The organism is Actinocatenispora sera, from assembly GCF_018324685.1.
Classification (GTDB): Bacteria; Actinomycetota; Actinomycetes; order Mycobacteriales; family Micromonosporaceae; genus Actinocatenispora; species Actinocatenispora sera.
In genome coordinates, this window is record NZ_AP023354.1 from 4,320,292 (window position 1) to 4,344,153 (window position 23,862).

The window sequence follows — 23,862 nt, forward strand, 5'->3', positions numbered from 1 at the left end:
CCCTGCCGGTTCCAACAATGGGACGACTATCGTTGAAAATCAATTAACGAGGTGTGAAACGACCGTGTAGGAGAGCCTTCATGATCGACATTCGCCGGGTGGGGGTCCTCCGGATGATCGGCCAGCACGGTGGGGTGACCGCCGCCGCGCACGCCCTGCACCTCACCCCATCGGCGGTATCGCAGCAGGTCAAGCAGCTTTCCCGGGAGCTTGGAGTGCCCCTGCTGGAGCCCGCCGGGCGGGGCGTGGTGCTCACCGCCGCGGCGGGTGTGCTGGTCCGCCACGCCGACCAGTTGGCCGCCGACTGGGAGCGGGTAGTGACCGAGATCTCGCAGTACGCCGACGATCCGTCCGGTGAGCTGCGTCTCTGTGGCTTCCCCACCGCGATCGTCAGCCTGCTCGCCCCGGCCGCCGCACTGCTGCGCGCCCGGTACCCGGAGATGGCCGTGCGGGTCGACGAGGCCGAGCTGGCCGAGGGGTACGACCTGGTGCTCGCCGGTGACGCCGACCTGGCCGTGGTGGTGCCGACACCGGACGCGCCGGCCGGCGTCGAGGACGCCAAGTTCGACCTGGCCCGGCTGCTGGACGAGATGCAGGACCTGTTGCTGCCCGCCGACCACCCGCTCGCCGGGCGGGACAACGTGGAACTCGCCGAGGCGGCCGACGAGCGCTGGATCGTCGGCAACCCGGCCCGCTCGCACCAGCAGCAGCTGGTACTGGTCGCCTGCGCCGCGGCCGGGTTCACCCCGGACATCGCGCACACCGTCACCGACTGGACCGCCGTGGCCGCGCTCGTGGGCCGCGGCCTGGGTGTGTCGCTGATCCCGCGGATGACACACCTGCCGGCGCAGGACGCGGTGGCCCGGATCCCGTTGCGCGGTACGCACGCGCCGCGCCGGCGCATCCTGACCTGCGTGCGGCGCGGCAGCGCGAACCAGCCGGCGATCGAGCGCGGGCTGGCCGCGCTGCGCGAGGTCGCCGGCGCCGGCGAGCTGCACGGCCGCTCCGCGACCACGGTCGCCAACTGACCGGCCTGCCCGGCCGCCGATGCCGCGCCGATGACTGCACGCCCGCCGCCGACAGCGACTCGCTCGTCCGCCGCCGCTGGTGACCGCAGCCGCCGCCGGTGGCGGCTCAGTCGCCCGCCGGCACCGGGGTGCGATCGGCGCTCGGCGCCGGGGACCGGTGCGGGGCGCGGCGGGTGATCGCGACCCCGACCAGGCAGATCGCGCCGCCGACCAACGCCAGCGCGGCCGGCGCCTCGGCCAGCAGCAGCCAACCCAGCAGCACCGCGGCCGGCGGTACCAGGTAGGTCGTCGCACCCATCCGGGCGGCGCCGGTGCGGGCCAGCGCGTACGCCCAGGTGGTGAACGCCAGCGCGGTCGGCAGCGCGCCCAGGTAGACGGTCCACAGCACCGCCCCGGCCGGTGCCGCGGAAAGCTCGTGCACGAGCCGCGGCGCGTACGGCAGGCAGGCGAGCGCGCCGACCGTGGCGGCGAGCCACGTGGTGCGCAACGCAGACGTGGTGGCGAGCACCGGTTTCTGGCTGAGTACGCCGATCGCGTAGCCCACCGCGGCGAGCAGGCACAGCAGCACCCCGGGCAGGTCGCCGGTGCCCGGCCGGGCGGTTGCCACCCCCATCACCAGCGCGCCCGCGAATGCCACCAGGACACCGATCACCAGCATCCGGGGGAAACCCTCGCGCAGGAACACTCCGGCCAGCACCGCCAGCAGGATCGGCCCGACGTTCACCAGCATCGCCGCGGTACCGGCGTCGACCCGGCGCTCCGCCGCGTTCAGCGCCACGTTGTACATGCCGAACCAGGCCAGCCCGCACACCACCACGCCCAGCCAGGCGCGGCCGCGCGGCCAGCCGGTCGCGCGGGCCGGCCCACCGGCGGTCCCCGTGCCACCCGAGGCCGCGCCCGGCGCCAACACGGCACGGCGGGCGGCCGCCCGCCGGCGCAGCGCCTGGCCGGCAACGAGCACGCCGAGCACGAGACTGCCCACCAGCAGGCGCCCCAGCGCGAGCGGGCCGGCGCTCAGCTGACTACCCACGTGCCGGATGGCGACGAACGCCGACGCCCACAGCAGTACCGTCACGCCCGCGGCCAGCACCGGCGCCGCCGTCCGAAGCCGCTGCCGGCCCGTACCTTCGCTCATCGGGCGAGCCTAGAACCGGGACGGTTCGCCGCCCACCGAATTGTCCCCGCGTCCCGGCTCGGCGAAGTACGCCCGGCGCAGCGCCGGTCAGCCGCGGCGAGCGGCCGTCGACCGCGCCACCAGGTACGCCTGGCACCGGTTCACGCACCGGCCGGGCGGGACGGTCAGCCGGTCAGCTCGGCGTAGCCGCGGGCGGCGGCTTCGCGCCGGGTGGCGAGGTCGAACGGACCGGTGGACCAGACCTGCTCGAGCGGGGCACCGGTGGCGTACCCGGCGGCGATCCGGTCGGCCAGCTCGGCCAGCTCGCGGCGCTGCCGCTCGGCATGGTGGGCATCGACGACCGCGCCGTGGCCGGGCACCACCTGGCCGGTCGCGTCGGTCAGCAGCCGGCCCAGCGTCGCCGGCCAGCTGATCGGGTACGCGTCGTCGAACTGCGGCGGTGCATCCACCTCCAGCAGGTCGCCCAGCACCAGCACGCCGGCATCCGGTACGTGCACGGCGAGGTCGCCGTCGCTGTGCCCGCGACCGGCGTAGCGCAGCTGAACCCGGCGACCGCCGAGGTCGAGCTCGGCGTGCTCGTGCACGGTGCGGTTGGGCGGCAGGAGCGTGACGGCGGTCAGGCCGGCCAGCTCGGGATCGTCGCCGGCGTGCCGTGCGGCAGCCTCGGCGACGACCTGCCCGGGCCGGTCGGCCAGCCGGCGTCGGGTCGCCTCGTGCGCCCAGATCTCGGTGTCCGGGCCGGCCAGGGTCGCGTTGCCGAAGCAGTGGTCGAAGTGCGCGTGCGTGTTGACCAGCACCAGGCGGCGCGGCTCGAGCTCGGTCAGGGCGCGGCGCAGCCGGCCGGCCTGTGCGGGGGTGGACAGCGTGTCGACCACCAGCGTGGCCTCGTCGCCGGACACCACCGTCACGTTGACGTCGAGGACGGGGTAGCGCCAGACGTGCACGCCGTCGGCGATGCGCTGCCAGGCCGCGGTCATGCCGGTTCGGCGGCGGAGCTCTCGCCGAGCGCCGCGGTGACGAACCGGTGCCGGTCGACCAGCACCCGCTCGACCGTGCCGGTGGCCACCTCGATCTCGCCGTCGCGCACCGAGACGTCGAACCGCAGCCGCTTTCCGTCCACTGTGGACAGCCGGGCCACCGCGACGACCGTACCGCCGATCGGGGTGGGGCGCAGGTGGGTGAGCTGGATCGAGGTGCCGACCGTGGTCGCACCGGACGGCAGCCGGGACGTGGTGGCGAGCACGGTGGCCGCCTCGGCGAGCGCGAGCACCCGCGGGGTGCCGAGCACCGGCACGTCGCCGGAGCCCAGCGTCTGCGCGGTGTCCGCGTCGGTGACGGTCAGCTCGACTCGGGCGGTGAGACCGGCTGGCAGCTCCATGCGCACAGCCTACGCACTTCCGGCCGGCTTCGTCCGGTGCCGGCAGCCGATCAGCCCGCGCAGGGAGAACTCGGTCAGCAGGTCGATCGCCGCCTCCTCGGGCAGCACCGGAGCGGTGCCCAGGAAGCCGCCGACCAGCTGCTGGTAGGCGAACTGGTACCACATGCCGGTCAGCGCCACCGCCACGGCGGCGGGCTCGCCGGGCAACGGGTACCCCTTGTCCGCCAGCAGTTCCAGGTGTTGCCGCATCGCGCCCTGGTCCGGCGACATCAGCTCCGCCAGCCGCGCGCCGAAGTGCTCGTCGATCAGGGCCGCCTGGGTGACCGCGACGAACACCGCCTTGTTGTCCCGGAACGCCGCCCAGAAGCCGGCGACGTGCCACCGCAGGACCTCCCGGTCGGACAGGTCGTGGTCGTACGGGTGTTCCCGGTCGACCCGCTCGTCACCTGCGGTGAGCATGTCCGCGAGCAGCGCCTCCAGCAGCGCTTCCTTGCCGGTGAAGTGGTTGTAGAACGAGCCGGCGGAGCGGCCGGCAGCGGCGGTGATGTCGGTGATCTTGGTGTTCAGGTAGCCGCGCTCGTCGAACACCCGGACCGCGGCCGCCTTGAGCGCCGCCGCGGTGGCCGCCGCCTGCTCCTTGCGCCCGGCGGGCGGCGGATCGGTCGGCCCCGCGCCGCGGCCCGCCGGCGCCGGGTCGGCCGGTGTCGCGCCGCGGCCGGCGGGTGCCGACTTGCGTTGTGCCATCGACGATCCCTCTCTCCTGCCGCACCGGGCCGGCACCGTCCTGGGTGGGGACGGGTTCGCACGGACTTGACAGCGAACCTAGCAGCGGTCATGCTGAATTGAAATTCACTGAATCGAAATTCACTCAACTGGGGAGCGCGAGATGACCGACACCGACGTGGTGATCGTGGGAGCCGGCCCGGCCGGCCTGACACTGGCGATCGAACTGGCCCGCCGCGGCGTGCCGCACCGGCTGGTCGACGCCGGCCCGGGCCCGTTCCCGGGCTCCCGTGGCAAGGGCCTGCAGCCGCGCACCCTGGAGGTCTTCGAGGACCTCGGCGTGCTCGACACCGTGTTCGCCGCCGGCTCGCCGTACCCGCCGATCCGCGCCTACCGCGGAGACACCGTGGTGTACGAGGGCCGGATGGCGCCGGAGCGCGCCGTGACGCCGCAGCTGCCGTACCCGAACGTCTGGATGCTGCCGCAGGCCCGCACCGTGCGGATCCTCGCCGACCGGCTGCGCGAGATCGGCGGCACCGTCGAGTACGACACCGCGCTCGTCGCCTTCGACCAGGACGAGACCGCGGTCCACGCCGAGCTGGCCACCGGCGAGACGATCACCGCGCGGTACCTGGTCGGCGCGGACGGCGGCCGCTCCACCGTACGGTCGGCGCTGGGTGTCGGTTTCCTCGGCGAGACGCGCGAGGCGGAGCGGTCCATCGTGGCCGACCTGCCGGTCGCCGGACTCGACCGCGAGCACTGGCACTTCTGGGGCGACGGCCCGGACACCGGCGTCGGGCTGTGCCCGCTCGGCGGTACCGACCTGTTCCAGCTGCAGGCGCCGTTGCTGGACGGCAGCACTCCGACACCCGACACCGCCGGCGTGCACGCGCTGTTCGCCGCCCGGGCCGGGGTCGAACTCGACCTCGGCGAGGTCGTCTGGGCGTCCGTGTTTCGGGCGAACTTCCGGATGGTCGACCGGTACCGGGTGGGCCGGGTGCTGCTCGCCGGCGACGCCGCGCACGTGCACTCGCCGGCCGGCGGGCAGGGTCTGAACACCAGCATCCAGGACGCCTACAACCTGGGCTGGAAGCTCGCCGGCGTGCTGGCCGGCGGGCCGGAGTTGCTGCTGGACAGCTACCAGGGCGAGCGGCTGCCGGTGGCGGCCGGCGTGCTCGGCATCTCGACGGCGCTGCACGACAGTGGGATCGCCGGCGACGCTGACGCGCTGCGCCGGGACGACCCGGAACTGGCCCAGCTCACCCTCGGCTATCCCGACTCGCCGCTGTCGGTCACCGACCTCGACGCCCCGACCGGCGGTGGCGATCCGGCCGCTGCCGGGGACGACCGGGCGCTGGCCGACGCCGGGATCCAGGCCGGTGGTCGGGCGCCGGACGCGCCGTGCCACGACACCGCCGGTGCCCCGGTACGGCTGTTCGAGGTGTTCGCCGGCCCGCACGCGACGGTGCTGGCCTTCGGTGCCGGGCCGCTCCCGGCGGCACGGGCCGGCCTGGCGGTACTTCGGGTCGTACGGCCCGGTGCCGCGGTGCCCGGCGCGCTGGTCGACCCCGACGGGCACGCGCACGCCGGGTACGGGGCGGACCCCGACCGGCCGCTGCTCGTGCTGGTCCGCCCGGACGGCTACGTCGGCTTCCTCGGCCGCGACCCGGCCGGCCTGGACGCCTACCTGGCGAAGTTCGGTTACTGACCGGCACCGCGGGACCGGCGGACCGGAGCGCGGCCGCCGGTCCGACCGCGCGTGTGATCGGCCGGTGCACCGAGGCCGCGGCCCGCGGGCGCGTGATTGACTGGGCCGATGCGGCCGGAGCTGAGCGACACGGCGATCGAGGAGACGGCCGGCTGGTTACGTGCCGCTGGCCGGGTCACCGTGTTGACCGGCGCCGGCATCTCCACGGAATCCGGCATTCCCGACTTCCGCGGCCCGGACGGCGTCTGGACCCGCGACCCGGCGGCGGTCGGGCTGGTGTCGCTGCCCGACTACCTGGCCGACGAGGACGTGCGGCGCCGCGCCTGGCTGTCCAGACGGGACAATCCGGCCTGGCGCGCCACCCCGAACGCCGCGCACCTCGCCCTGGTCGAGCTGGAACGCGCCGGCCGCCTGTGGGCGACCATCACCCAGAACATCGACGGCCTGCACCAGCGCGCCGGTGCCGATCCGGGCCGCGTCATCGAGCTGCACGGCACCCTCTACCAGGCCGAGTGCCTGCAGTGCGAACGGCGGGTGCCGATGACCGAGGTACTCGACCGGGTGGCCTCCGGTGACCCCGACCCGGCCTGTACCGCGTGCGGCGGCGTGCAGAAGGCGGCCACCATCGCGTTCGGCCAGCAGCTGGACCGCTCGGTGCTGTCCACCGCCACCGCCGCCGCGGCCGCCGCCGACGTGTTCGTCGCCATCGGCACCTCGCTGACCGTGCATCCGGCCGCCGGCCTGGTCGATCTCGCCGCGGCGGCCGGCGCCCGGATCGTGATCGTCAACGCCGAGCCCACCCCGTACGACGAGATCGCCGCGCGACGGTTCGCCGCGCCCATCGGCGTCGTCGTACCGGCGCTCGTGCGCGAGGTGCTTCGGGCCAACGGCTAATCTGATCCGACCACGCGACGTAACAGGGTGATGGGGGTCGCCGATGACGCAGCCGCCGATCTCGGCACGGGCCGATGCAGGTGACTCGGCCGGCCCGCCGGCACCGCGTCCCGAAACGCCGAAGCCGGACGGAACCAGCCGCCGGCGCCGGATCATCGGGTTGACGGTCGTCGGCCTGCTGTTCGTCGGTTGGTGCGTCACGGTCGGCCTGCCGACCGACCCGGTCCTCGCCAGCATCTGGCTGTGGGTGCTGACCATCGGCTGGAACAACGGCCGGCACTGGACCCACCATCTGCGGTTCCTGCGCGACTGGCTGCCGGTGCTGGTGTTCCTGGTGCTCTACAGCTACAGCCGCGGCTGGGCGTACACGTCGACCACGGTGCCGCATGTCTACGAGATGCTCACGATCGACCGCGCGCTGTTCGGCGTCATCCCGACGGTGTGGCTGCAGCAGCACCTGTACGACCCGAACCACATCTACCCGTGGGACGTCGGCGTCAGCTTCGTGTACTTCTCCCACTTCCTCACCGTCTACATCGTGGCGGCGGTGCTGTGGCTGCGGAACCGGGCCGCCTGGGGCGCGTTCATGCGCCGGTGGATGCTGCTGACCTTCGCCGGGGTGTCCACCTACATCCTGTGGCCGGCGGCGCCGCCGTGGTGGGCCGCCAAGTACGGGCTGATCGAGCCCGTGGCGCGGCTGTCGTCGCGTGGCTTCAACGCGATCGGGCTGCACGGCGCCGGCAACATGCTCAACCACGCGCAACTCGGCGCCAATCCGGTGGCCGCGATGCCGTCGCTGCACTTCGCGTTCTCCCTGTGCGTCGCCGGCTTCTTCATGACCCGGCTGCGCAAACGGTGGATCCCGCTGCTCGCGCTGTACCCGCTCGCGATGGCGTTCACCCTCAGCTACTGCGGTGAGCACCACGTCACCGACATGATCGTCGGCGCCCTGTACGTGCTGGCCAGCTTCGTGCTCGTCTCCGTCGGCGAACGCCTGTGGCGCCGCCGCCGCGCCCGCCGCGCCGCCGCGACCGCCCCGATCGACGCCGCGCGACTCGACCCGGCCGGCGGCGCGAGCGTCGGGTCGGTCGACGTGCCTACCGACGGGGCCAGCGGCGCGGCGGTCGACCCGGACCAAGCCATCGAGGCGATCGATGTCGGGCCGGTCGGCAGTCGGGTCGAGCCGATCGGCGTCGGATCCGCCGAACGCCGTGACGGTGAGACCGCGGCGCAGCGCCCCGGCGGTACCGAGCCGGCTGCCGGGGCGACGTCGACCGCCGAACCGGAAGCGGCCGGCGCGCCCGTCAGCGGCCCGCCCGCCCGCGGCTGACCCGGCGGTTGGACCGGCGCCCCGCAGGTTGCCCGGGTCGCTTCGGCGGCCCGCCGCCGGCCGCGGTCGGCGCGGCCGCCCACCGGCGGCCCGGGCTGGCGCGGCGACCCGCCGTCGGCCCGCGCTGGGCCCGGTGGCTGCGCGGCGGTTCGCCGCCGTCGTCGGCAGTGGCGCCGGCGATCAGCCGTCGGCGTCCATCGGGACGACCTCGCGCAGGAAGTCGCGCGCCGACAGGAACTCGCTCAACGACCCGCGGTGCTCGTCGCAGGCCAGCCACGTCTTGCGCCGGTCGCCGGAATGGATCCGCGGATTGCTCCACCGCAGCTGCCACCGTGCCGAGCGCCGGCACCCCTTCGCCGAACACTGCACCGGTACCTGATCACCACCCACCCGGTCAGCCTGCCACCCGACCGGGGAGCGAGGGCGCGCCGGGCGGTCAGAACATCCCGTTGTCGTTGGCCGACTCCGCCGGGATGGGCTGCATCACGTCCCAGTGCTCGACCAGCTTGCCGTCGTCGAGCCGGAAGATGTCGATGATGGCGGTACCGGGCTGGCCCGGTACCCGCACCCCGTACACGTGGCCGACGACGCGGTCGCCGTCCGCGAGCAGGCTGCGTACCTCGGCGTGCAGCTGCGGGAAGGTCTCCCGCAGCTCGGCGACGAAGGCCCGCAGCCCGTCGACGCCGTCGGCGATCCGCGGGTTGTGCTGCACGTACCGGTCGCCGACCAGCTGGACCGCGGCGTCGGCGTCCTTGCGGTTGATCGCCGCCTCGTAGAAGGCCAGCACCGTCTGCTTGTTTCGTTCCTGCACCGAGGACATCGGCACGCTCCTTGTCTCTGTACGGCTGTAGTGTCAAGACCATAACGCTACAGTCGTACAGATACAAGTGTTCAGTTACAGGTGTTCAGTTAAGCTGTCGGCCATGGGTACGCAAGCGACGCCGCGCGGCCGCAACCCGCGCGGGCAGGGCGACCGGCTGCGGGCCGAGATCATCGACGCCACCCTGGCGCTGCTCGACGAGCTGGGCGACGACGAAGCGCTGTCGATGCGCGCCGTGGCCCGCGCGGTCGGCACCGCGGCGACCTCGGTCTACCTGCACTTCGCCGACCGCGATGCGCTGGTGCTGGCCACCCTGCGCCGCTGCCACGACGAGCTGATGCGCGCCGCCGACCAGGCCGCCGCCGGCAGCGACGACCCGGCCGAGCAGCTGCGCGCCCGGGTGCTCGTCCTCGGCACCTGGTCGCGTCACCACCCGGGCCTCTACCGGGTACTGCACGAGAGCGCGGTCAACCGTCGCCCCGAGATGGCGTTTCGCGCCGAGGTCGCCGACGCGACCACGGCGGCCGTGCGCCGTTGCATGGACGCCGGTGTCGCGCCCGAGGGTGACGCCGAGCTGGTCGCCCTGGACCTGCGCGCCGCGGTACACGGGGCGGTGGCGTTGCGGTTGAGCCAACCGCAACTCGACTGGCCGCCGCTGGACGCCCAGATCGACCGCTTCCTCACCCGCCTCGTCGGCCTCCCCGCCCGCTGATCGTCCCGCTGCCGCCGCCGACCGAGAAAGGCGAGCACCCGCCCGGTGCGCGGGCTCTGGGGGCTGCGCCCGCAGCAAGCATGCGAAATCCCCCGGCCCGAGCCCGCGCAGCGGCGAGCAGGAAGCACCGAGGAATCGAGAAGTACCGAGCGGTGTGGGCCCGCTAAATGGTGAGGTTCCCGCCCATGCTGCGGTGGGGGAGGTGTGGGGGGTGCCGGGGGGCGAAGCCCCGTCCGGCGCGGGGTCTGGGGGCTGCGCCCCCAGGAAGCATGCGAAATCCCCCGGGCGAGCCCGCGCAGCGGCGAGCAGGAAACACCGAGGGATGAAGCCGCCGGGCGACCACGGGGGAAGCCGCCCGGCGACGGTGCAATGGTACACACGAGGCAGAGGCGGTTGTCTACCCGACAGGACGGCCGTCCGTAGTGATTTCGGCGTGTTCTTCACCGTGATGGCGTACGGGTGTGGAGCGGTATCGCAGCGCAACGGTGGGGGGTGGTGCGCGCGCACCCGCCCAGCGCGTACCCAGCCTGTCGTGGGAGGCTTGGACTCGCAAGGATGCGCGACGATGGGTGGCGGCCGGGCGCCGGGGGCGGCGGCGGCGAAGCGCAGTCGGTGACGTGCCGTGGAGGTCAGGTGGCCCAGCAGACCACACCAGCTCAGGATGCGACCCTGCTCGAGAAGGCGCTGTTCGAGGTCAAGCGGGTGATCGTCGGGCAGGACCGGATGATCGAGCGGATGTTCGTCTCGTTGCTCGCCCGCGGGCACTGCCTGATCGAGGGCGTGCCGGGGGTCGCGAAGACGCTCGCGGTGGAGACGTTGGCCAAGGTGGTCGGCGGTTCGTTCGCGCGCATCCAGTTCACTCCGGATCTGGTGCCGGCCGACGTGGTGGGCACCCGGATCTACCGGCAGGGCAGCGAGAAGTTCGATGTCGAGCTGGGTCCGGTGTTCGTCAACTTCCTGCTCGCCGACGAGATCAACCGGGCGCCGGCGAAGGTGCAGTCGGCGCTGCTGGAGGTCATGGCCGAGCAGCAGGTGTCGATCGGCGGCGAGACGCACGAGGTGCCGCATCCGTTCCTGGTGATGGCCACCCAGAACCCGATCGAGCAGGAGGGTGTGTACCCGCTGCCCGAGGCGCAACGCGACCGCTTCCTGCTGAAGATCCAGGTCGGTTACCCGACCGACGTGGAGGAGCGGGAGATCGTCTACCGGGTCGGTGTGTCGACGCCGGAGCCGACCGCGGTGTTCTCCACCAGTGACCTGATCGGCCTGCAGGCGAAGGCCGACGAGGTGTTCGTGCACAACGCGCTGGTCGACTACGCGGTGCGGCTGGTGCTGTCGACCCGTACCCCCGCCGAGTACGGCATGCCCGATGTCGCCGGTCTGGTGCAGTACGGCGCGAGTCCGCGCGCGTCGCTGGGCATCGTGCGGGCGGCGCGGGCGCTGGCGCTGCTGCGTGGCCGCGACTACGCGCTGCCGGCGGACATCCAGGACATTGCGCCGGACATCCTGCGGCACCGGCTGGTGCTGTCGTACGACGCGCTGGCGGACGGCATTCCGGCGGAGCAGATCGTCGACCGGGTGCTCGCCACCGTGCCGCTGCCGACGGTGGCGCCGCGGCAGAACGCGGATGCCCCGGCGAGTGCCGCGCCGGCCTCCAGCGCGCCGCAGCCGGCCGGTGCCTGGCCGCAGCCGGGGCGTGGCCTGTGACACCAGTTTCGAGGGCGAGGTCGCGCGCACCGGTGGTGGGTGAGTCGGGGTGAGTCGGGGGAGCCTGGCCGCGCTGGGGCGGCTGCGACGGCACTCGACCCGGGAGCGGGTCGCCTCGCCGCAGCTGGACGTGGGCCGCTCCGAGGTGACGCTGTCCCGGCTGCAGCTGCTGGTGACTCGTAAGCTGGACGGCCTGCTGCAGGGTGACTACCTGGGCCTGCTGCCGGGGCCGGGCACGGAGCCGGGAGAGTCCCGGGAGTACCGGCCGGGCGACGACGTGCGGCGGATGGACTGGCCGGTCACCGCACGGACCACGGTGCCGCACGTGCGCCAGACGATCGTCGACCGGGAACTGGAGACGTGGCTGGCGGTCGACCTGTCGGCGAGCCTGGACTTCGGTACCGCGGACTGCCTGAAACGTGACCTCGCGCTCGCCGCGGTGGCGGCGATGTCGCACCTGACGGTGCGCGGCGGGAACCGGATCGGCGCGGTGGTCGGGACCGGCTCGAACACCTACCGGGTGCCGGCGCGGCCCGGCCGGCGCGGCGCGCAGACGTTGCTGCGCAGCGTGGCGCGTACCGAGCGGCCGGCGGCGGGTGGGCGCACCGACCTGGCCGCGCTGATCGACGCGCTGAACCGGCCGCCGCGGCGGCGCGGGATGGCCGTGGTGATCTCCGACTTCCTCGCTCCGACCGGCTGGGAGCGGCCGCTGCGCCGCCTCGCGGTGCGGCACGACGTGCTGGCGGTCGAGGTGCTGGATCCGCGCGAGCTGGAACTGCCCGACGTGGGCGTGCTGGAACTGGTCGATCCGGAGACCGGCCTGGTGCACGAGGTGCAGACCACGCCGGCGGTCCGGGCCCGGTACGCGGCGGCGGCGAGCGAGCAGCGCGCGGCGATCTCGGCGGCGTTGCGGCACGCCGGCGTCGGCCATCTGCGGCTGCGTACCGACTCCGACTGGCTGCTGGACATCGTTCGGTTCGTGGCCGCGCAGCGGCACGCCCGGACGAGGGGGACGACCCGATGACCGACCGACTTCGCGGGGACGGCACACCGCTTCGCCCCGTTTCGCTCTTCCGCGGGGGCCGCGCATGAGGCACCGCACGACACCGTTCCGGTTCGCTTCACACTTCCGCGGGGGCACCGCATGATCCGCTTCCTGTCGCCGTGGTGGCTGCTCGCCATCATCCCGGTGCTGGCCCTGGCCGGGGTGTACGTGTGGGTGCAGTTGCACCGCCGCTCGTTCGCGATGCGGTTCTCCAACCTGGAGCTGCTGCAGCGCCTGACGCCGCGGGGGATCGGCTGGCGCCGGCACGCCTCGGCCGGCGCGCTGGTGCTGTCGCTGCTGGCGCTGGCGCTGGGGATGGCCCGGCCGGCGGTGGACGTGCAGCAGCCGATGGAGCGGGCCACCGTCATCCTCGCCATCGACGTGTCGCTGTCGATGGAGGCGACCGACGTCGCGCCGAACCGGCTGCGCGCCGCGCAGTCCGCGGCGAAGGACTTCGTCAAGCAGTTGCCGCGCAACTTCAACGTCGGCGTGGTCTCGTTCGCGAAGGCGGCGAACGTGGTGGCTTCCCCGACCAAGGACCGCGACCAGGTGTACTCGGCGATCAACGGGCTGCGGTTGGCCGAGTCGACGGCCACCGGCGAGGCGGTGTTCACCTCGCTGCAGGCGATCGCCGCGGTGCCGGCGGACGGCGCGTCCGGTGCGCCGCCGGCCCGGATCGTGTTGCTGTCGGACGGCTTCCGCACGTACGGCCGCACCATCGAGGACGCCGGTAAGGCGTCGTCGGCGGCGAACGTCCCGGTGTCCACGATCGCGTTCGGCACCGACCACGGGCACGTGTCGATCGGCGGCCAGACCACCCCGGTACCGGTGGACAAGCAGTCGCTGCACAAGCTCGCCGACATGACCAAGGGCCACTACTACGCGGCGGCGAGTGCCACCGAGCTCAAGCAGGTGTACCAGGACATGGGCTCGTCGATCGGCCATCGCACGATGGCGAAGGAGATCGCCCAGTGGTACATCGGGTTCGGGTTGCTGTTCGGGCTGGCGGCGGCGGCGATGAGCCTGCTGTGGTCGTCCCGGATGCCGTGACGGTGGCCGACCTCGCCCGGCCGGTGGGCGAGGCCCGACGGTAGTCTCTGGTGCCGTGCCCGGCCGCTCACGGCCGGCGAGATGGCAGCGCTGGCCGCTCGCGGCCGGCGAGATGGCAGGCGCCGGCTGTTCGCGGCCGGCGAGGATCGCAACAGGGAGTGCAGATGCCTCGTACCGTCCTGGTCACCGGTGGCAATCGCGGGATCGGCCTGGCCATCGCGCAGCGGTTCGCGAAGCAGGGTGACCGGGTCGCGGTCACCCACCGCGGCAGCGAGGTGCCGGCCGGGCTGTACGGGGTGCGCTGCGACATCACCGACCCGGAGCAGGTGGACGCCGCGTTCGGCCAGATCGAGGCGGAGCTGGGGCCGGTCGAGGTGCTGGTGGCCAACGCCGGCATCACTGCCGACACGCTGCTGCTGCGGATGAGCGAGGAGCAGTTCTCCTCGGTGCTGGAGACCAACCTGGCCGGGTCGTGGCGGTGCGCGAAGCGGGCCGCGACGAAGATGCTGCGGGCCCGCTGGGGCCGGATGATCTTCATCTCCTCGGTGGCCGGGCTGTCCGGCAACCCGGGCCAGACGAACTACGCGGCGAGCAAGGCCGGCCTGGTCGGGCTGGCCCGCTCGATCACCCGCGAGTTGGGCTCGCGCAACATCACCGCGAACGTGGTCGCGCCCGGAATGATCGAGACCGACATGACCGCCGAGCTGCCGGAGGCGCGGCGCAAGCAGATCCTCGGTGAGATCCCGGGTGGCCGGTTCGCGCAGGCGGACGAGGTCGCCGCGGCGGTCGGCTTCCTCGCCTCCGACGAGGCCGGCTACATCACCGGCGCGGTCCTGCCGGTCGACGGCGGCCTCGGCATGGGCCACTGACCACCCGAGCCCGAGCACACGAGCTAGGAGACGACAAGCGTGAGTGGACTTCTCGACGGCAAGCGGCTGCTGATCACCGGCGTGCTGACCGACCAGTCGATCGCGTTCTCGGCGGCGAAGCTGGCCCAGGAGCAGGGCGCGCAGGTCGTGCTCACCGGGTACGGGCGGATGTCGCTGGTGGAGCGGATCGCCAAGCGGCTGCCGAAGCCGGTGGGCGAGATCATCGAGCTGGACGTGAGCAACGCCGAGCACCTCGCCGGGCTCGCCGACCGGGTGCGCGAGCAGGTCGACGGGCTCGACGGGGTGGTGCACTCGATCGGGTTCGCGCCGCAGTCGGTGTTGGGCGGCGAGTTCCTCAACGCGGAGTGGGACGACGTCGCCACCGCGGTGCAGATCTCCACCTACTCGTACAAGGCGCTCGCGACGGCGTGCCTGCCGTTGCTGGGACGCGGCTCCTCGATCGTCGGGCTGACGTTCGACGCGACGCTGGCCTGGCCGGTGTACGACTGGATGGGCGTGGCGAAGGCGGGCCTGGAGTCGGCGAGCCGCTACCTGGCGCTGCACCTGGGCAAGCAGGGGATCCGGTCCAACCTGGTGTCGGCCGGCCCGCTGCGCACCATGGCGGCGAAGTCGATCCCGGGCTTCGAGCAGTTCGAGGACAAGTGGGTCGAACGGGCGCCGCTGGGCTGGGACCTGACCGACACCGACGCGGCCGGCCGGGCGATCTGCGCGCTGCTGTCCGACTGGTTCCCCGCCACCACCGGGACGGTCATCCACGTCGACGGTGGCTTCCACGCGGTGGGCGCCTGAGGCTGCCATCTACCGGTAGTAGAAGATAGAGGCGTGTACGACGCCTTCCTGTTGCTGTCGTTCGGTGGCCCGGAGGGCCCCGACGACGTCATGCCGTTCCTGCGCAACGTGACCGCCGGCCGCGGCGTCCCGGACGCCCGGCTGGCCGAGGTCGCCGAGCACTACCTGCACTTCAACGGTGTCTCGCCGATCAACCAGCGGTGCCGCGACCTGCTCGACGCGATCCGGGTCGAGTTCGGCGCGCACGGCATCGACCTGCCGATCTACTGGGGCAACCGCAACTGGGACCCGTACCTCGCCGACACCGTGGCCCGGATGCGCGACGACGGGGTGCGGCACGCGCTCGCGTTCGCCACCAGCGCGTTCGGCTCGTACTCCTCCTGCCGGCAGTACCTGGAGGACATCGTCGCGGCCCGGGCCAAGGTCGGCCCGGGCGCGCCGGCGATCGACAAGCTGCGCCAGTTCTACGATCACCCCGGGTTCGTCGAGCCGCACGCGGACGCGCTGCGTTCGGCGCTCGCGACGCTGCCGGCGGGCCAGACCCGGGTGCTGTTCACCGCCCACTCGGTACCGCTGGCGATGGACCGCACCGCGGGCCCGACCGGGCACCGCTACACCGAGCAGCTCACCGAGCTGGCCGGCCTGGTGGCCGACCGGGCCGGCGTCGACGTGCCGTACGAGCTGGTCTGGCAGTCGCGGTCCGGCCCGCCGCAGGTGCCGTGGCTGGAACCGGACATCAACGACCGGCTGACCGAGCTGGCGGCGCAGGGCGTGGCGAACGTGGCGGTCAGCCCGATCGGGTTCGTCTCCGACCACATGGAGGTCCGCTGGGACCTCGACAACGAGGCGGCCCAGACCGCGAAGGGGCTCGGGCTGGGGTACGCCCGCGCCGCGACGCCCGGGACCGACCCGCGGTTCGTCGCGATGATCCGCGAGCTGGTCACCGAGCGGATCGACCCGGCGACGCCGCGTCGGCGCCTCGGTACACTGCCGGTCTGGGACACCTGCGCCGACGGCTGTTGCGCGCTGCCGCCCCGCCGCTGACGCACTGGGCACCGGGGGTGGTAGGCCGCGGACAGCGCCACTCCGGCGGTTGATCAAGGGATCTGGGCACGTTCTGGCGGGACACCGGGTACGGATCCCTTGATCAACGCGTGAGGCCCCTTGGTCGACGAGCGGAGCCCTTGATCCACTCCGTCAGTGGAGGGGGGAGTTGCAGGCGGCGACGAGGGCGCGGCGACAGGCCGTGGCGAGCGGGCGCAGCGCGGCGGCCCGCTGGTTCGCCTCGTACGCGTTGATCGCACCGCCCGGCTCGTCGTGCTCGGCGAGCGCCAACACCCGGTCGAGCATTCCGGCCCGGGCATAGAGCCGGCGGCTGCGCGGGTCGTACCCGGCGGGCAGGTCGGCGCTGCCGCCACCGCGGCGCAGCGCGGTCAGCGCGGGTGCGAGCGACGGCCGCCAGCGCGCCACGTCCAGCTCGGCGAGCGCCTGGGTGGACGCCGCGAGCGCCAGCCCCAGCTCGGCTTCGGCCTCGGACGGGGTGACCAGGTCGGCCGGCAGACCGCCGGGGGCGATCTCGTACCCGCGCCAGGTGATCGCAAGCCACGTGTCGCCGGAGCCGGACGTGTACTCCCGGGGCTCCGGGACCAGGCCGACGCCGCCGGCGACGATCCCCTCGCCGGCGAGCAGCGCGGCGGAGGTGAAGGCGCCGGGGCCGGGCAGGCCGCGCGGATCGCCGGGCGCCGGCAGTACCAGCCGGATCTGCTCGGGTGGCAGCTTGGCCAGCGCGGTCAACGCCTCCCGCAGGGTCTGCTCCCGGACGCTGCCCGGCATGTCCAGCACCGCGTGGTCGGTGCCGTCCTCCAGCGCGACGGCGGCGTCGTCGAACGGCACCAGCCCGGCCCGCCACGAGCGGATCCACGGGGTGAGCCGCACGGTGGGCCGCACACTGGTCGCCACGGACTGGACCGGATCAGCGGACATGCCTCCCAGGGTAGAGGCAGCGTCCGGCGGCTGCCGCCCACGTACCCGGCGTGCCGACGTGACCGGATCCACTCCGCCGGTTACGGTCGCGACGTGCGCAGTCCGTTTCGCCGCCGGGACGACCGGCAGGCCGACCGTTACGGCACCGACGTGCTCGCGGGCGACCGCAACCGGCGCCGGACGGTGCCGGTGGTCGACGCCGAGCCGGGGCTGGTCGTGGAGGACGCCGACGGCGGCTTCTGCGGCGCCGTCGTCGGGTTCGAGGCCGACGCGGTGGTGCTGGCCGACCGGCACAACCGGCGGCGGCTGTTTCCGCTGGTGCCGGGCGGGTTCCTGATCGACGGCAAGGTGGTGACGCTGCGCCGCCCGGCGCGGCCTGCGACGCCCGCGGTGCGCCGGCTCACCGCCTCCGGCTCGATCGCGGTACCGGACTCGCCGGCGAAGGTGGCCCGGGCCAGCCGGATCTGGGTGGAGGGCCTGCACGATGCGGCGCTGGTGGAGAAGATCTGGGGCGACGACCTGCGGGTCGAGGGTGTCGTGGTCGAACCGCTGTCCGGGGTGGACGATCTGGTCGGTGCGGTGGGGCAGTTCGAGCCGGGCCCCGACCGGCGGCTCGGCGTGCTGGTCGACCACCTGGTTGCCGGCAGCAAGGAGAGCCGGATCGTCGCGCAGGTGACCTCGCCGTACGTGCTGGTCACCGGCCACCCGTACGTGGACATCTGGCAGGCGGTGAAGCCGGCGAAGGTCGGCATCCGGGCGTGGCCCGAGGTACCGAAGGGGCAGCCCTGGAAGGAGGGCGTCTGCGCCGCGCTGGGGGTCAGCGACCCGGGTGCGCTGTGGCGCCGGATCCTCGCCTCGGTGCGCGACTACCGCGACGTGGAGGCGCCGCTGCTGGGCGCCGTCGAACACCTGATCGACTTCGTCACCACCCCGACCGACTGAGCGGCGCCGGTCAGGCCAGCCGGGTGGCGCCGATGTAGCCGAAGTTGAAGTACGCCGGCACCACCTGCACCGGGATGCCGAAGTCGGCGGCCTGCACGATCTGCCCGTTGCCGATGTACATGGTGACGTGGTGGATCCCCGACACCTGCCCGTTGTACGAGTAGAACAGCAGGTCGCCGGGTCGCAGCGCGTTCGACGACACGTGCCGGCCCTGCAGGTACTGGTACTCCGCCGAGTGCGGTAGCTCGATCCCGATCTGTTGGTAGGCGTAGAGCGCGAGCCCGGAGCAGTCGAACCCGACCGACGGGTCGGCCGCGTCCCACACGTACGGCTTGCCCTGCTGGGCGAGCGCGGCGCGGACCGCCACCATGGCGCCGCCGCCGGTCGATGCGGAGACCTCGGTCGCGGTGGCCGCCGAGCGCCGTCGCGCCGCGGCCTGCCGCCGCTCCCGGGCGGTCGCAGCCGCCCGGACCGACTTGTTGTGCGCCTCGATCGAGTCCAGCTGGCCCTGGACCTTGTCGCGCTGCGCGCTCAGCGTCGCGACCCGCTTGTGCCGCTGGTCGACGGCCTGCTGTGCGGCGGCCTTGGCGCTCGCCGCCTTCCGGCGTGCGGTGTTCGCCGCCTTCAGCGCGGAGCGGGCGGTGCCCTCGGCGAGCACCGCGAGCCCCTTGGACTGCCGGTACCGGTTGAGCGTGGCCGCCTGCCGGTTGCCCACGTAGCGCAGGTAGCCCAGGTTGGTGATCAGATCGGACGGGTCGCCCGCCAGCACGCTCGCGGTGGTGCCCAGCACCCCGCCGAGCTCGTAGTTGCGGCGCACCATCAGGCCGACCCGGTCCTGCTGCCGGTCGACGGCGTCGCCGGCCGACCTGGTCCTGCGCCGGGCGGCGGCGAGCGCGTCGGCCGCCTTGCGCTGCCGCACCGCGGCCCGCTCGTACTTCTCGATCGCCACCGACGCGCGCACCGACGCCTGGCGCAGGTCGGCGTCGGCCCGGGCCAGCTGCGCGCTGAGCTGCCCGACCCGGGCCGCCACGCCGTCGGTCGACCGGACGCCGCCGGGCGCGGCCGGCGCCGAGGTGGCCGGTACCAGCGCGAACAGAACGGCCAGCACGGCCAGGGCGACGAGAAGCGCGGACCGGGGCAGCCGGGCGGATTGCGGCCAGCGGCGCCGGACACGCCGCGAAGCCGGCTGACGGGGTGAAGCGGCCTGCACTGCGGACACCTCCCAGGCGAGCACGTGGCACCAGTCAAGGGTGATGTCGACCGACGCACCCACGGACCGGGCGAGGTTAACTCGATCGGGTGTCGAGACCGCGCCCGGTCGCCACCCGTCCGTCCGGAGTGTCCGGTACCAGTTTGCACGACCTCGTCGCGGTTGGTCCGACTTGACCGCCGCGGTCACTCGGCCGGCAGCACGTCCCGCCGGAACACGAACGTGGCGATGTCCAGGGCGCTGACCGCGCCGTCCGGGCCGCGCCGGACGGTCATGATCTCGCCGGTGTTCATCCCGGTGTGGCAGCGCCACACGTCCGGTGCCTCCCGGGTGAAGCGCCACGGGGTACCGGCGGGCAACGTCACCGGCCGCAGCACCAGCGCGTCGTCTGCCCAGCTCGCCTCGTACTCCCGGCCCATCCACCACCAGCGGCCGGTCAGCGGCGCGACCTCCGCCGGCGGCGCGAGGCCGGGCCGCCAGCCGGTGACCGGCTCCGGTTTCGGCTCGGCGTCCAGCACCGTGGTCAGCAGGTCGATGCCGAACTTACCCATGCCCGAACCGAGCATCGTGTACGCGTTCGCGAACGCCACCACGGCCGTGCGGCTGCGCCGGTGGGCGACCAGCACCGCGAGGTAGCCGGGCATCGAGCCGGTGTGCCCGAGATAGACCCGCTCGCCGCGGCGCCACAGCTCCACGCCGAGCCCGTGGCCGGCGGTCCACGACTCCAGGTCGCTGATGGCGACCGGCACGGTCATCTCGGCTCCGGTCGAGGCGGACAGGATCGCGCCGCCCGCCGTCGCCGGGTCGGCCAGGAACCCGGCCCACCGGGCGAGGTCGGTCACCGTGCTCCACAGCTGGCCGGCCGGCGCCATCGCGCCGGCGTCGTGCCGCGGCTCCTCGCGCAGCACGCCGTCCCAGGGATGCACCACGTACCCGCGGGCGAACGGCTCGGTCGCCTGGTAGCTGGTGCGCGTCATGCCCAGCGGCGTCAACAGCTGCTCGCGCACCAGCTGCCACCACGGCCGCCCGGTGGCCCGCTCCAGCAGCGCGCCGAGCAGCCCGTACGCGAGGTTCGAGTAGTGGTAGCCGGCGAACGGCGGCCGAGCCAGCTTGCCGGTGTGCAGGCCGGCCAGCAGCGCGTCCACGTCGCCGCCGGCGGAGCGCTCCCACCACTCGCCGTCCGGCTCGCGCTGCAGCCCGGACACGTGCCCGAGCAGCTGGCGCACGGTGAGCGGGCCGACCGGCGTACCGGGCAGGTGGCGCTCCAGCGGGTCGTCGAGTGCGAGCCCGCCCGCGTCGCGCAGCCGCAACACCAGCGTGGCGGTCAGCGTCTTGGAGATCGACCCGATCCGGTACTGGGTGTCCGCGGTCGGCGTGGGCGTCTCGCCGGCGGCGGCAACGTGCACCAGTGCGCCGTCCCGCACGACGCCGGCGATCAGCGACGGCACCCGGCCGGCGGCCTGCGCCGCGGTGACGGCGGCGTCGACCTGCGCGACGGTACCGGGGCGGATGTTCGGGTCGACAGCCACGCAATCCTCCTGTATGGGGCATGATCAACGGCGGGCGGGCGGACGTTATCACGGTCGAGAACGGCACGATCGGCCAACGGTTACCGGTTCGCGGCGGGCCGAAGGTGTCATCAGGTGCGTGGGCATGTCACGATCGACTTGTGGCGGCGATCATATGGTTGGCACTCGGTGTGGTCTTGGCCGTCGCCGAGGCCTTTTCTCTGAGCTTCGTGGCGATCATGGTGGCCGCGGGCGCCTTCGCGGCGGCCGCGGCGGCCGCGCTCGGTGCGCCGGTGTGGGTGCAGGGCCTGGTGTTCGCCCTGGTCACGGCGGCGACCCTGGCGGCGGTGCGACCGATGATCGTCCGCTTCCAGCGCTCCTCGGCGGAGCGCTCGGACCACGAGCCGATGGGGGTGGCGGCGCTGGAGGGCGCCGATGCGATGGTGCTCGAGAGCGTCGACGAGCACCACGGCCTGGTCCGGATCCAGGGCGAGGAGTGGACCGCCCGGTCGTTCGACGCGACGCAGACATTCGAACCCGGTGAGCGGGTGCAGATCATCAAGATCAAGGGCGCCACCGCCCTGGTGTGGAGGATGCCGTAATGGACGCGGTGCTCGGCGTCATCGTCGCCATCATCGTGCTGATCGTGCTGATCGTGCTGATCCGTTCGGTGCGGATCGTGCCGCAGCAACAGGCATACATCGTGGAGCGACTCGGTAAGTACCTGAAGACGTTGGGGCCGGGCCTGAACCTGCTCGCGCCGTTCGTCGACCGGGTGCGGACCAAGGTCGATCTGCGCGAGCAGGTGGTGAGTTTCCCGCCGCAGCCGGTGATCACCTCCGACAACCTGGTCGTGTCGATCGACACGGTGCTCTACTTCCAGATCACCGACCCGGCCCGCGCCACCTACGAGATCGCGAACTTCCTGCAGGGCATCGAGCAGCTGACCGTCACGACGTTGCGTAACGTGATCGGCTCGATGGACCTGGAGCGCACCCTGACCAGCCGGGACGACATCAACCGGCAGCTGCGCGGGGTGCTCGACGAGGCCACCGGCAAGTGGGGGATCCGGGTCAACCGGGTCGAGATCAAGGCGATCGAGCCGCCGCCGAGCATCCGTGACTCGATGGAGAAGCAGATGCGCGCCGAGCGGGACCGCCGGGCGGCGATCCTGACGGCCGAGGGGCACAAGCAGTCGCAGATCCTGACCGCCGAGGGCGAGAAGCAGTCGGCGATCCTGCGGGCCCAGGGTGACCGGGAGTCCCGGGTGCTGCAGGCCGAGGGCCAGGCGAAGGCGATCCGCCAGGTCGCCGACGCGATCCACCGGGCCAACCCGGACCAGAAGCTGCTCGCCTACCAGTACCTGCAGACGCTCCCGCAGATCGCGGCCGGCCAGTCGAACAAGATCTGGGTGATCCCGGCCGAGCTGACCAAGGCGTTGGAGGGCTTCGGCGGCGCGTTCGGCAAGATGATGGGCAGCGACGGCATCGAGTCCAGCGCCGAGTACGTGCCGGACGACGAGGTCGCCGGCTTCGCGCCCGAGGCCGAGGCCGAGGCGGAGAAGGCGGCGCAGGCCGCCGCGGAGGCCGCAACGGAGGCGTCGGCGGAGGTCAGCGGGCCCGATCAGGGCGTCAAGAGCGAGCAGCCGGCGCTGCCGGCCGCACCGGTGCCAGCCTCCAGGCTGACCGACCCGGCGCCGGCAAGCGAGCCGGCTCCGGCTCCGGCGACTCCGCCGGGGCAGGCCACGCCGCCGGCTCCGTCGGCGCAGGCGACGCCGCCAGCTGCACCGCAGCAGCCGGCACCGCCGGCTTCGTCGGGCCCGGTGCCGCCGGCGGCACCGCAGCAGCCGGTGACCGGCCAGACCCCGCCGCCGGCAGCCGGGGTGTACCGCTCGTCCGGCCAGCCTCCGACGGCCGGACAGTAACTCCCTCGTCGGTGCGCCGGATGCGGTGCGGTTGAATCGTCGCGTGGCATACGCGCAACCGCCCGCTCCGGCGCCCGGCGACAGCGCCGTCGGCGACGCCGCCGACGCGCGACTCGACGACTACCGCGAACTGACCGACGTCGCGCTGCGCACCCGGTACGAGCCGCCGCACGGGCTGTTCATCGCCGAGGGCGAGGTCGTGCTGCGCCGCGCGCTGCGGGCCGGCTACCGGCCCAGGTCGATCCTGGTCGACACCAAGCGGTACGGGCAGGTCGCCGACCTCGCTGCGACCCTCGACTCGCCGGTGTACACCGCGGGGCAGGACGTGCTCGAGGCGGTCACCGGTTTCCACGTGCACCGGGGCGTGCTCGCCTCGTTCCACCGCCGGCCGCTGCCGCCGGCCGAGCAGGTGCTCGCCGGCGCGCGCCGGGTGCTGATCCTCGAGGACGTCAACAACCACACCAACGTCGGAGCGGTCTTCCGCGGCGCCGCCGGCCTCGGCCTGGACGCGGTACTGCTCTCGCCGTCCTGCGCCGATCCGCTCTACCGGCGCAGCGTGCGGGTGAGCATGGGCGAGGTGTTCGCCGTCCCGTACGCGCGCCTGACGCCCTGGCCCACCGGCCTCGCGGCGGTGCGGGCGGCCGGGTTCACCGTCCTCGCCCTGACGCCGGCGCCGGACGCGGTCCGCCTGCAGGACCTGACCGAAGGGCAGCGCCGCCGGCCCGCCCTGCTGTTCGGTGCGGAGGGCCCGGGGCTGTCCGGTGCCGCGCTGTCGGCCAGTGACGTGCGGGTGCGCATTCCGATGCGCGGTGGGGTCGATTCGCTCAACGTGGCCGCGTCGGCCGCGGTCGCCTGCTGGGAGCTGTGCCGCACCGACTGACCGGCGCGGGGACCCGCCGACGTTGACTCGTGTCGGTCCGACCACTGCGGCCGCCGCATATGTACGTTCAGGCCGGATCGTGCACGTCGCGCGCAGTCCTTGCCAACGTCTGATCGAAAAGCGTTACGTTCGAGCACTTGACATCATGAGATCGTAGATAAGAATCGTCACAGTCCCGGCTCGGCGAACTGCTGGACACCGCGGTT

23 protein-coding genes and 1 pseudogene are annotated in these 23,862 nt (G+C 73.3%); 15 read left to right on the forward strand and 9 right to left on the reverse strand.

Features of this window, described 5'->3' with window-relative positions; all coding sequences use genetic code 11:
• The first annotated feature begins 80 nt into the window (after positions 1 to 80).
• Positions 81 to 1,028: a LysR family transcriptional regulator gene (locus Asera_RS20585; RefSeq protein WP_030444583.1), complete on the forward strand. Its 948-nt coding sequence runs from the start codon at positions 81 to 83 to the stop codon at positions 1,026 to 1,028.
• A gap of 106 nt (positions 1,029 to 1,134) precedes the next feature.
• Here the strand turns inward: Asera_RS20585 and Asera_RS20590 are convergent, their stop codons facing one another.
• The 4 genes from Asera_RS20590 to Asera_RS20605 all read right to left on the reverse strand — a co-directional run bounded on the left by Asera_RS20590 (position 1,135) and on the right by Asera_RS20605 (position 4,285).
• Complete coding sequence (locus tag Asera_RS20590; protein ID WP_030444582.1) at positions 1,135 to 2,163, reverse strand: DMT family transporter; 1,029 nt, start codon at positions 2,161 to 2,163, stop codon at positions 1,135 to 1,137.
• 164 nt (positions 2,164 to 2,327) lie between these two features.
• The gene (locus Asera_RS20595; RefSeq protein WP_030444581.1) at positions 2,328 to 3,140 is read right to left on the reverse strand and encodes an MBL fold metallo-hydrolase; all 813 of its coding nucleotides are present in this window, start codon (positions 3,138 to 3,140) and stop codon (positions 2,328 to 2,330) included.
• Positions 3,137 to 3,541 carry a thioesterase family protein gene (locus Asera_RS20600; RefSeq protein WP_030444580.1) on the reverse strand — a complete coding sequence of 135 codons (405 nt, stop codon included), beginning with the start codon at positions 3,539 to 3,541 and terminating at the stop codon, positions 3,137 to 3,139. Before Asera_RS20600 ends, Asera_RS20595 begins: the two co-directional genes overlap by 4 nt.
• A gap of 9 nt (positions 3,542 to 3,550) precedes the next feature.
• A complete protein-coding gene (locus Asera_RS20605) occupies positions 3,551 to 4,285 on the reverse strand; it encodes a TetR/AcrR family transcriptional regulator (protein ID WP_084130925.1) in 735 nt (244 codons plus the stop codon).
• Positions 4,286 to 4,427: 142 nt separating this feature from the next.
• On the opposite strand from Asera_RS20605, the gene Asera_RS20610 reads away from it, so the two are divergent.
• From Asera_RS20610 to Asera_RS20620, 3 genes are all read left to right on the forward strand, one after another.
• Entirely contained in the window at positions 4,428 to 5,972 is a 1,545-nt protein-coding gene (locus Asera_RS20610) for an FAD-dependent monooxygenase (protein ID WP_030444578.1), read from the forward strand.
• Between the two features lie 108 nt (positions 5,973 to 6,080).
• Complete coding sequence (locus Asera_RS20615) at positions 6,081 to 6,866, forward strand: SIR2 family NAD-dependent protein deacylase (RefSeq protein ID WP_051801686.1); 786 nt, start codon at positions 6,081 to 6,083, stop codon at positions 6,864 to 6,866.
• A gap of 43 nt (positions 6,867 to 6,909) precedes the next feature.
• Positions 6,910 to 8,196, forward strand: a complete 1,287-nt coding sequence (locus Asera_RS20620) for a phosphatase PAP2 family protein (protein WP_084130924.1) — start codon at positions 6,910 to 6,912, stop codon at positions 8,194 to 8,196.
• 180 nt (positions 8,197 to 8,376) lie between these two features.
• Here the strand turns inward: Asera_RS20620 and Asera_RS20625 are convergent, their stop codons facing one another.
• Both Asera_RS20625 and Asera_RS20630 read right to left on the reverse strand, forming a co-directional pair.
• Complete coding sequence (locus Asera_RS20625; RefSeq protein WP_030444575.1) at positions 8,377 to 8,586, reverse strand: hypothetical protein; 210 nt, start codon at positions 8,584 to 8,586, stop codon at positions 8,377 to 8,379.
• Positions 8,587 to 8,632: 46 nt separating this feature from the next.
• The gene (locus Asera_RS20630) at positions 8,633 to 9,016 is read right to left on the reverse strand and encodes a nuclear transport factor 2 family protein (protein WP_051801683.1); all 384 of its coding nucleotides are present in this window, start codon (positions 9,014 to 9,016) and stop codon (positions 8,633 to 8,635) included.
• 103 nt (positions 9,017 to 9,119) lie between these two features.
• Between Asera_RS20630 and Asera_RS20635 the strand changes: the two genes are divergently transcribed.
• The 7 genes from Asera_RS20635 (at position 9,120) to Asera_RS20665 (ending at position 16,253) form a co-directional block, all read left to right on the forward strand.
• A complete protein-coding gene (locus tag Asera_RS20635; protein ID WP_030444573.1) occupies positions 9,120 to 9,728 on the forward strand; it encodes a TetR/AcrR family transcriptional regulator in 609 nt (202 codons plus the stop codon).
• A 555-nt stretch (positions 9,729 to 10,283) separates the two neighbouring features.
• The gene (locus tag Asera_RS20640) at positions 10,284 to 11,435 is read left to right on the forward strand and encodes an AAA family ATPase (RefSeq protein ID WP_084130923.1); all 1,152 of its coding nucleotides are present in this window, start codon (positions 10,284 to 10,286) and stop codon (positions 11,433 to 11,435) included.
• A gap of 82 nt (positions 11,436 to 11,517) precedes the next feature.
• Complete coding sequence (locus Asera_RS20645) at positions 11,518 to 12,459, forward strand: DUF58 domain-containing protein (RefSeq protein WP_030444571.1); 942 nt, start codon at positions 11,518 to 11,520, stop codon at positions 12,457 to 12,459.
• Between the two features lie 120 nt (positions 12,460 to 12,579).
• Positions 12,580 to 13,530, forward strand: coding sequence for a VWA domain-containing protein (locus tag Asera_RS20650; RefSeq protein WP_030444570.1), 951 nt, complete (start codon positions 12,580 to 12,582; stop codon positions 13,528 to 13,530).
• Between the two features lie 164 nt (positions 13,531 to 13,694).
• The gene (gene fabG, locus Asera_RS20655; RefSeq protein WP_030444569.1) at positions 13,695 to 14,399 is read left to right on the forward strand and encodes a beta-ketoacyl-ACP reductase; all 705 of its coding nucleotides are present in this window, start codon (positions 13,695 to 13,697) and stop codon (positions 14,397 to 14,399) included.
• A 39-nt stretch (positions 14,400 to 14,438) separates the two neighbouring features.
• The gene (gene fabI, locus Asera_RS20660) at positions 14,439 to 15,209 is read left to right on the forward strand and encodes an enoyl-ACP reductase FabI (RefSeq protein ID WP_030444568.1); all 771 of its coding nucleotides are present in this window, start codon (positions 14,439 to 14,441) and stop codon (positions 15,207 to 15,209) included.
• 33 nt (positions 15,210 to 15,242) lie between these two features.
• A complete protein-coding gene (locus tag Asera_RS20665; RefSeq protein ID WP_030444567.1) occupies positions 15,243 to 16,253 on the forward strand; it encodes a ferrochelatase in 1,011 nt (336 codons plus the stop codon).
• Between the two features lie 153 nt (positions 16,254 to 16,406).
• On the opposite strand, the gene Asera_RS20670 is transcribed toward Asera_RS20665, so the two are convergent.
• A complete protein-coding gene (locus tag Asera_RS20670) occupies positions 16,407 to 17,192 on the reverse strand; it encodes a hypothetical protein (protein WP_030444566.1) in 786 nt (261 codons plus the stop codon).
• Positions 17,193 to 17,285: 93 nt separating this feature from the next.
• Between Asera_RS20670 and Asera_RS20675 the strand changes: the two genes are divergently transcribed.
• Positions 17,286 to 18,134 carry a DUF3097 domain-containing protein gene (locus Asera_RS20675; protein WP_051801682.1) on the forward strand — a complete coding sequence of 283 codons (849 nt, stop codon included), beginning with the start codon at positions 17,286 to 17,288 and terminating at the stop codon, positions 18,132 to 18,134.
• 10 nt (positions 18,135 to 18,144) lie between these two features.
• Here the strand turns inward: Asera_RS20675 and Asera_RS20680 are convergent, their stop codons facing one another.
• Both Asera_RS20680 and Asera_RS20685 read right to left on the reverse strand, forming a co-directional pair.
• Positions 18,145 to 19,242: a C40 family peptidase gene (locus Asera_RS20680; RefSeq protein ID WP_051801680.1), complete on the reverse strand. Its 1,098-nt coding sequence runs from the start codon at positions 19,240 to 19,242 to the stop codon at positions 18,145 to 18,147.
• 287 nt (positions 19,243 to 19,529) lie between these two features.
• Positions 19,530 to 20,873 (reverse strand): serine hydrolase domain-containing protein, encoded by a 1,344-nt coding sequence (locus Asera_RS20685; protein WP_030444563.1) that lies wholly within the window; start codon positions 20,871 to 20,873, stop codon positions 19,530 to 19,532.
• 140 nt (positions 20,874 to 21,013) lie between these two features.
• On the opposite strand from Asera_RS20685, the gene Asera_RS20690 reads away from it, so the two are divergent.
• The 3 genes and pseudogenes from Asera_RS20690 to Asera_RS20700 all read left to right on the forward strand — a co-directional run bounded on the left by Asera_RS20690 (position 21,014) and on the right by Asera_RS20700 (position 23,656).
• Complete coding sequence (locus tag Asera_RS20690; protein WP_030444562.1) at positions 21,014 to 21,454, forward strand: NfeD family protein; 441 nt, start codon at positions 21,014 to 21,016, stop codon at positions 21,452 to 21,454.
• Positions 21,454 to 22,530, forward strand: a pseudogene (locus Asera_RS20695) (SPFH domain-containing protein); the annotation flags it as partial. The gene Asera_RS20690 and the pseudogene Asera_RS20695, both read left to right, overlap by 1 nt.
• 271 nt (positions 22,531 to 22,801) lie before the next feature.
• The gene (locus Asera_RS20700; protein ID WP_425305949.1) at positions 22,802 to 23,656 is read left to right on the forward strand and encodes a TrmH family RNA methyltransferase; all 855 of its coding nucleotides are present in this window, start codon (positions 22,802 to 22,804) and stop codon (positions 23,654 to 23,656) included.
• Positions 23,657 to 23,862 lie beyond the last annotated feature (206 nt).